General features: G+C 64.3%; 8 protein-coding genes and 1 pseudogene. 5 read left to right on the top strand and 4 right to left on the bottom strand.

The annotated features are described in order from the left end of the window. The 3 genes and pseudogenes from EOD07_RS38545 to EOD07_RS15750 form a co-directional block, all read right to left on the bottom strand. Positions 1 to 97, bottom strand: a pseudogene (locus EOD07_RS38545) (GNAT family N-acetyltransferase); the annotation flags it as partial. A 13-nt stretch (positions 98 to 110) separates the two neighbouring features. Further along, the gene (locus EOD07_RS15745; protein WP_127236128.1) at positions 111 to 1,493 is read right to left on the bottom strand and encodes an aspartate aminotransferase family protein; all 1,383 of its coding nucleotides are present in this window, start codon (positions 1,491 to 1,493) and stop codon (positions 111 to 113) included. A 2-nt stretch (positions 1,494 to 1,495) separates the two neighbouring features. Continuing rightward, entirely contained in the window at positions 1,496 to 3,136 is a 1,641-nt protein-coding gene (locus EOD07_RS15750) for a N,N-dimethylformamidase beta subunit family domain-containing protein (protein ID WP_127236129.1), read from the bottom strand. Positions 3,137 to 3,280: 144 nt separating this feature from the next. Here EOD07_RS15750 and EOD07_RS15755 point away from each other — a divergent pair, with 144 nt between their 5' ends. The 3 genes from EOD07_RS15755 (at position 3,281) to EOD07_RS15765 (ending at position 4,485) form a co-directional block, all read left to right on the top strand. Then, on the top strand, positions 3,281 to 3,529 hold the full coding sequence (locus EOD07_RS15755; protein ID WP_040981203.1) for a ParB N-terminal domain-containing protein: 249 nt from the start codon (positions 3,281 to 3,283) through the stop codon (positions 3,527 to 3,529). Positions 3,530 to 3,747: 218 nt separating this feature from the next. Continuing rightward, a complete protein-coding gene (locus tag EOD07_RS15760) occupies positions 3,748 to 4,143 on the top strand; it encodes a GFA family protein (RefSeq protein ID WP_127236130.1) in 396 nt (131 codons plus the stop codon). A gap of 129 nt (positions 4,144 to 4,272) precedes the next feature. Then, positions 4,273 to 4,485: a hypothetical protein gene (locus tag EOD07_RS15765; protein ID WP_073986662.1), complete on the top strand. Its 213-nt coding sequence runs from the start codon at positions 4,273 to 4,275 to the stop codon at positions 4,483 to 4,485. A gap of 57 nt (positions 4,486 to 4,542) precedes the next feature. Here EOD07_RS15765 and EOD07_RS15770 read toward each other — a convergent pair whose 3' ends face one another. Continuing rightward, entirely contained in the window at positions 4,543 to 5,472 is a 930-nt protein-coding gene (locus tag EOD07_RS15770) for a hypothetical protein (RefSeq protein ID WP_127236131.1), read from the bottom strand. A gap of 203 nt (positions 5,473 to 5,675) precedes the next feature. On the opposite strand from EOD07_RS15770, the gene EOD07_RS15775 reads away from it, so the two are divergent. After that, positions 5,676 to 6,548: an undecaprenyl-diphosphate phosphatase gene (locus EOD07_RS15775; protein ID WP_073986664.1), complete on the top strand. Its 873-nt coding sequence runs from the start codon at positions 5,676 to 5,678 to the stop codon at positions 6,546 to 6,548. A gap of 192 nt (positions 6,549 to 6,740) precedes the next feature. Beyond that, positions 6,741 to 7,344 (top strand): phosphodiester glycosidase family protein (locus EOD07_RS15780; RefSeq protein ID WP_127236132.1); only part of this gene is annotated, 604 nt, incomplete at its 3' end.

A 7,344-nucleotide genomic window follows, 5' to 3' on the forward strand; every position in this document is an offset into this window, starting at 1 on the left:
GATGCGCGCCGATATGGGTGCCGAGGCGCAGCAGGGCGCCGTGGATGGTTTCCACGTCGTCGATGCGACCGGGGCGGAGGGTGACCGGCGCCGGCATCAAAACACCTTCATCACCCTTCCATCGGCAGGTCGAGGTCCTGCGCCAGCGCCTCCAGCGAGTCGCCGATGATGGAGATCATCTCGCCGATCTGCTCTCTGGTGATGATCATCGGCGGCGCCACCATGAAATTGTCGCCGTCGACGCCGCCCTTGACCTTGCGGCCATAGATGATGAGGCCGCGCGCATAGGCGTGGTCGAGCAGGCGCTGTGTTGCCTTCAGGGCCGGATCGATCGGCTTCAATGTCTCCGGATCGGCGACCATTTCGGCGCCGGTGAGCAAACCCTTGCCGCGCACGTCGGCGATGAAGGGGAAGCGCTTCTGCAGGCCCTTCAACTCCGCCATCAGCACGTCGCCCATGGCGGCTGCGTTGGCGATGAGATCGAGCCGGTCCATCTCGCCAAGCACGGCAAGGCCCGCGGCGCAGGCCAGCGGATTGCCGGCATAGGTGTGGCCGTGCTGGAAGCCGCCCGAGGCAAGCAGCGGCTCGACCAGCCGCATCGGCGCGGCCAGCGCGCCAAGCGGCGCGTAGCCCGAGCCCAGCCCCTTCGAGAGCGCGACGATGTCCGGCTTGCAATTCCAGTGGTCGCCGCCGAGAAATTTGCCCGTCCTGCCGGCCCCGCTCATTACCTCGTCATGGATCAGAAGGATGCCGTAGCGGTCGCAGATTTCGCGGATGCGCGGATAGTAGCTGTCGGGCGCGACGAGCGCAGCCGTTGCGGCGCCGCCGACCGGCTCCATGATGAAGGCCAGAACGCTTTCCGGGCCTTCGGACTGGATCTTTTCCTCCAGCATGTCGGCATAGCGGAGGCCGCGCTGTTCCATCGACAGGTTGTCGCGGTCGCGCCAGGCCGTCGGCGCCGGCACGGTCGGCATCACCTTCATCATCGGGGTGAAGGTCTCGGCCAGCGCGTCATCGCCGGTGATGGAAAGCGAGCCGAGCGTGCCGCCATGATAGGAGGGGAAGCGGGTGATCACCTTCCAGCGCTTGGGCTGGCCGGTGGCGACCGCCCATTGGCGGGCGAGCTTGATGCAGGACTCGGTCGCTTCCGAGCCGCCGGAGACGAAGAAGATGCGGTCCATGCCTTCAGGCAGCTTGCCGGCAAGCTCCCGCGCGAGCCCCTCGGCCGGCTCGTTCTCGAAATGCAGGCGGTAGGCGAAAGTGGTCTTATCCATCTGCCGCTTCATGGCGTCGAGCACGTTGCGGTTGGAATGGCCGATATTGGCGACCATCGGCCCACTCGAGCCGTCGATGAAGCGGCGGCCGTCCCTGGTCCAGAAATAGATGCCCTCAGCGCGGTCGACGAGCGGCCGGCGCAGGCTGGAAAGATAGAACAGATGGGATGGCGGCCGCGCTTCGATTTCGGGCGAGGGCTTGGCTTGGGACTTCGGCATTGTCAGGACTTTCCAAGATAGCGGTCGAGAACATTCTTGGTCACGCGTTCGACCATCGCGTCCTGCCTTAGCAGGCCGGCGACCCATTCGCAGCTTCCGGCGTGGAAGACCTCGCCCTTGCCGCGCGGGAAATTGACGATCATGCCGTTGCCGCGCTTGACCTTGTCGAGATTGGCGTCGCTCGCCTCGCCGAAAAGCGTCTCGGCGGTGAAGCGGCCGTCCTCGTCGGTGAGGAACTGGTCCTCGATCGGGATGTCGGCGCTTTCCTCGACCTGGCTCGCCATGCCGACGGCCAGCACCTGCAAGCCATCGGGCGCGCCGCTGGTTTCAGTCGGGTAGGGCAGGCCGCCACGAATCTCGAAATCCAGGCCGTCTACCTCATAGCCATAGACATGGCTGTCGGCGCCGAGCAGGTCGCCGTAATAGATGCCGGTGCCGGCGAAGGCCCAGTGCTCCGGACGGTATACCGGAAAGCCGCGCACGCCGCGCGGCGCGCAGCCGCCCCAGCCGGCATAGACGCCCCTGGTGGCGTTCAGGCCGAAGGTGGCGCTGCCCGGGCGGCCGATCTCGGGCGCCTCCCAGGAGTTGGTGGCGCGGGTGACGTCGCCGCCGCGATAGGCGGGGTCTTCCGCGCGCGCCTTGTATTTGTAGCAGACCTGGCGGCGGCCTTCGTCCTCCAGCCTGGTCTGCCACATGAAATTGCCGGCGAAGCGCGCCGCATGTCCGCCGCGCTCGACGTAATTGTCGACGGCGTCGCGCATCTCCCAGGTCCAGTATTCATCGTGCCCGACGAAGACGACGCAATCATAGCCATCGAGGATGTTGGGCGAGAAATGGAGCTCGTGCTGGCTGGCGAGATCGATCGCATAGCCGGCACGCTCGGCGAAGCGGAAGAAATGGCTGTCGTAGCTCGCCCAGCCCGAAGAGGCGTATTTCTTCGAATGGCCAGTGGCGAAGGCCCACTCCATATGCGGATAGCGCGGCACGGTCTTTGGCGGCACCGCGACGTCCAGCGGCACGCGCGGCGCGTCCTTGGGCAGCACGACGAAGCCGCGGCACCAGGGGCGCTGCGTCGATACCGTCGTGGCATATTGGTCGCGGTTCGGGCCGGTGATGCCCTGATAATGGTTCGAGCCGCCCCAGGTGTTGTAGGCGGTCCAGGTGCCGGTGGCGGCGACCTGCAGCAGGCGGCCTGGCTTGCGACCGGGTAAGGGCGCTACGATGAAAAGATGGTGGCTGCGGATCGGATTGCCGTCGCGGCCGTCGGCAAGAAGCGTGACGCGATAGGCGCCGGACGGCCAGTCGTCGCCGATGCGGAATTCGAACGAAGCCTCCCAGCCGCAGCCTTCGACCGAGCATTGGTCGGGCGTATCCTGCCACCGCGCCGACAGGCCTGCTCCCTCGAAGACCTTGGTCTCGCTGTTGCCGTCGCGGATGACGGCAAGGCTGAATTGCGGCGCCGTCGCGCTGACGAAAAGCGTCACCGTCTCGCCCGGATGATAGGAAAACCGGTCGCTGTAACACCAGATCTCACCGCCGGAGCCATCCATTCCCGGCCATTCGTAATAATGGCCGCGCACCGCTTCGCGGCGCTGCTCGGGCGTCAGTCCGAAGTCGGGAAATTCGGTGGGCAGTTGCGTCAAGGAACACCTGAGATCACGAGGCCGTCATTGAGACCATTGACCGGCCGAGCGTCAAATGGAAAGCATCGGGCCAGCGCGCGCTTGGCCATATCCGGCAAACAGACTATTTCATCGGAAGGCGACGTTCAGTGCCGGGGAGTCGACATGCTGCGGGTACAAAAGGTCAAGGTCGACGACATCTACGTGCCGACGGCGCGTCGCAAGACGCTGCATCCCGAGACCGTGCGCCATCTTGCCGAGGATATCCTCGAGAATGGCATGAAGACGCCGATCCAGGTGCGGCACGACGGCAAGCGCCACATCCTGGTTGAGGGGCTGCACCGGCTCGAAGCCGCCAAGTGGCTCGGCGAGACCACGATCGACGCCTATCTCGTGCAGGCCAAGCGCCACTGATCCTGAGCGTCGGACGCTTCATCACCGTTACCGATCGCGTCCCATCAATGCTTTTTGATTGACGCTGCCGCGCCGGCGGTTAGAGCATGATCCCGAAAAGTGGGAACCGGTTTTCGGAAAAGATCATGCTTCAACAAAGGGTTAGAGCAGGATGACGATTCAACGAAACGTCATCCTGCTCTACAGCGTGCCGACAGTCCACGAACAGGAAGCTTGCCATGGCAAAATATGAGGGCGGATGCCTGTGCGGCGCGGTGCGCTACAAGGCCGAAGTCGAACCGGTCAACGAACGGGTCTGCCATTGCCGGATCTGCCAGAGAGCGATCGGCGCCGCCTTCAATGCGCGACTTCTGTTCCGTATCGACGACGTGACCGTCGAAGGTCCGGTGGCGACAATCAATTCCACGCCGGACCTCAAGCGCGGCTTCTGCCCGGCCTGCGGCACGACGCTGTTCTCACGGCGCGACTCCAGGGGGATACTCGGCGTCACGTCGGGGTCACTCGACGACCCGTCCCTGTTCAGGCCCGACATGCATTTCTGGACCGCCTCGAAGCAGCCCTGGGTGATGCTCGACGATGGCCTGCCGCAATATGAAGGCGCGCCGCCGGCCTGAGTCATTGCGACGCAGGCCTGCACAAAAATTTCATCTTCGATTCACGAGATAGCCGGCAAAGCGTCATTGGCGGGCCATCATTGGCTGCCTATCTAAGCGCCATGCGGGCAGGCATCGAGGAGGCGACGGATGAGCGAGAGCATCAACACCCTGGACGAGCTTTTGAACGACCCGATGGTCCAACTCGTGATGGCCCGTGACCGCGTGCGCCCGGCCGAGCTTCGCCTGCTTCTGGAAAAGGCGCGCGACAGGGCCGGCGATGATTCCCGCATCGACCAGGCCTCGGTGCCGCCGGCGCATGTGGTGGCAAGAAGCTGCCTGAAGCAGTGGCTCTACCGCTGAGGCGGCACACAAAATGTCAGTTTCCCGCCGGAATTGCGCAGGGACAACGGCTGCCGATCAACTCGAATGCGCGGGCAGGTAGCTGTAATGATTGCGCAAATAGGCGAGCTTGAAGCCGAGCCGGTCGTAGTTGCGATAGGCCGGTCCGTCGCGGTCGGGGCGCGGCGCCTCGATGTCGGCGACAAAAAGTTTTGCGCCGGCGGCGATGCCGTCGCGAACCAGCCTTTCGCCAAGCATGGCGTCAAGATCGAAGCTCGGCGCCATGATGCCGGGCACCGGCGCATCGATGCCGCTCCAGGCGGCGCCGTCTGAGATGAAGAGCGAGCGCACGGCGGCGACCGCACCCCTGCGTTTCAGCATGTAGTGACGCCAGCCCTTGCGGCCGACAAGCGCCATGAGCCAGGGCGAGGTGGGGAGCCTGTATTTGGCATCGATGAAGGAAGCCCATTCGGAAGCTGTCCTGGGCGTGACCTCCTCGACCACCAGATCGTCGACCGGGATCAGCGGGTCGCCCGGGAAAAGCGGTTCGTCCGGCAGCGGCGTCGCGTCGCGATGGATGCGCTCCCAGCCGCCCTGGTGCTGCAGGCCGCGCGCTTCCAGCCAGCATCGCAGCCGCGCCGGTTCGGCATGCGGATTGGTATAGAACCACGGCCGCATGATACCGGCATCACGGTAGCGCGCGAGCAGCGCGTCGACCTGGTCTTCGGTCGCCGGACCGTCGACACCGATATTCTTCACGCAGTTGAAATGGATGAACGGGATCGTCGTGCAGGTGGTCCAGACCAGATCGCCGTCGCTTGCGATCGAAAGCCCTTGCCGCGCCGCGAAATCGGCGGGCGCCGCTTCGTAGAGGTCGAGCCAGGCAGCCACTTCGGCGCGCTCGATGGTGCGGCTGGTATCACGCGATACCTCCTCGATCGCAATTTCCGCAGCATGCGTTTCCGGCGGCGCGACCGGCTCCAATTCCGAGAGGGCGGCAGTCGACATCTGATGCTCCTCCGATTTGCCTTACACTGTAAGATTAGCGGATCATAATATGTAACCAAACGTTGTCAAGCAGGATTAGCGGCACCTTACAAATCCGTGAGTTGGAATCACGCTATCGTGAGGCTAAGCCTGTCTTCCAGGGCTTTCGAATGACGATTCACTTTTGCCTCGGCAGGGGCCGGGGCGTCGGGAAAAGGATTGAGATGACCGACGTCTGCACTCAAGGGTTGGATACCGGCTTTGTCGGCCTGGGTTATGCCAAGGTGGCGTTTCTGGGCATCGTGCAAGGCATCACCGAATTGCTGCCGATCTCATCGACCGCGCATATGCGCATTGTGCCGGCCGTGCTCGGCTGGCAGGACCCCGGCTCGGCCTTCTCCGCCGCAATGCAACTGGCGGCGCTGGCGGCGGTGGTCAGCTATTTCTGGAGCGACGTCAGGGACGTGCTGTTCGGATCGATCTCGGCGATCTCGCGCCGCGATTTCGGAGACCGCTATTTCCGCCTTGCGATCAGCATCGTGCTTGCCACCGTCCCGATCGTCATTGCGGGCCTTGCGCTTTCCGGCGTGCTCAACGCCTGCAATTCGCCGTTGCGCGGGCTCGCAGTCATCGGCTGGGCCTGCATAGCCATGGCGATCCTCTTGGCGCTCGCCGAGATTTTCGCCAGCCACAAGCTCATGCTGCGCCAGGCATCGATCCTCGACGCGCTGCTGGTGGGCATCGCCCAGGTCGGCGCGCTTATTCCCGGCGTCTCGCGCTCGGGCTCGACGCTGACGGCGGCGATGGGGCTGGGCTTTGCCCGGCCGGAGGCGGCGCGCCTGTCCTTCCTGCTCGGCTTGCCGGCCATCGCGCTCGCCGGCCTCAAGGAGCTCTATGAACTGCACAAGGTGCACCTCGACGCGCATGGCTGGTCGATCCTGGCTGTCGGCCTCGTCGTCGCCTCGATCTCGGCCTTCTTCGCCATTTGGGGACTGATGCGGGTGCTCGAACGCTTCTCCGCCTGGCCGTTCGTCATCTATCGCGGTCTGCTCGGCGTGGTGCTGCTGATAGGCGTCGCGGCCGGCTGGCTCACCTAGGGTGTGTCGATATTCAGGTGAGGCCCGGCCTGCAAATGGCGGCTTCCTGCGCTTCCGGTGCTCACGTACTTAAGTACGCTCCGCTCCGGTTCTCGGAAGCCACCATTTTCGGCTCGGCCTGACCTGAATCTCGACACACCCTGGCCTGGCCTAGAGACCGCCACGCAATCCGCTATTTCTTCGGGGGCTCTGATGGATCTAGTGACGCTGCTGCAATCGGTGCCTTTGCTGGCCGGGCTGGTGAAATCGGCGGTGCCTGCCGCGGTTGGCGCGGGCATGGGCCTTGGCCAGTGGCTGGCGGCGCTGCCGCCCTGCCGCAACCAGACCTTCGAGAACGCGACCTACCTGGTCTGCGAGACCGATCCGAAGCATTTTTCCATCGAACTGTTCTGGAAAGACAAGGACGGCGAGCTCTACCGGTCTCTGCACAATCTGCGCAGCGCGCAGCAGGCGACGGGGCGCACCATGCTCTTCGGCATCAATGCCGGCATGTATCATCCGAACCTCGCGCCGGTCGGGCTCTATGTCGAACGTGGCGAGCAGGTCACGCCGGCGAGGACCGGATCGGGAACCGGCAATTTTTCCATGCAGCCGAACGGCATCTTCTATCTCAGCGCCGGCAAGGCAGGCGTTCGCGCGACCAGGGATTACGTGAAGCGTCCGCCGCGCGTGGACTATGCAACGCAGTCCGGACCGATGCTGGTCATCGACGGCAAGCTGCATCCGAAATTTCAGGCAAACGGCACCTCGCGCAAGATCCGCGACGGCGTGGGTGTGCGCGCCGACGGCGTCGCGG

The organism is Mesorhizobium sp. M2C.T.Ca.TU.002.02.1.1 (assembly GCF_003997225.1).

Bases quoted from the DNA above. Each gene is read 5' to 3' on its own strand.
- EOD07_RS15745 (WP_127236128.1), bottom strand. From the start codon at position 1,493: ATGCCGAAGTCCCAAGCCAAGCCCTCGCCCGAAATCGAAGCGCGGCCG.
- EOD07_RS15755 (WP_040981203.1), top strand. From the start codon at position 3,281: ATGCTGCGGGTACAAAAGGTCAAGGTCGACGACATCTACGTGCCGACG.
- EOD07_RS15760 (WP_127236130.1), top strand. From the start codon at position 3,748: ATGGCAAAATATGAGGGCGGATGCCTGTGCGGCGCGGTGCGCTACAAG.
- EOD07_RS15765 (WP_073986662.1), top strand. From the start codon at position 4,273: ATGAGCGAGAGCATCAACACCCTGGACGAGCTTTTGAACGACCCGATG.
- EOD07_RS15770 (WP_127236131.1), bottom strand. From the start codon at position 5,472: ATGTCGACTGCCGCCCTCTCGGAATTGGAGCCGGTCGCGCCGCCGGAA.
- EOD07_RS15775 (WP_073986664.1), top strand. From the start codon at position 5,676: ATGACCGACGTCTGCACTCAAGGGTTGGATACCGGCTTTGTCGGCCTG.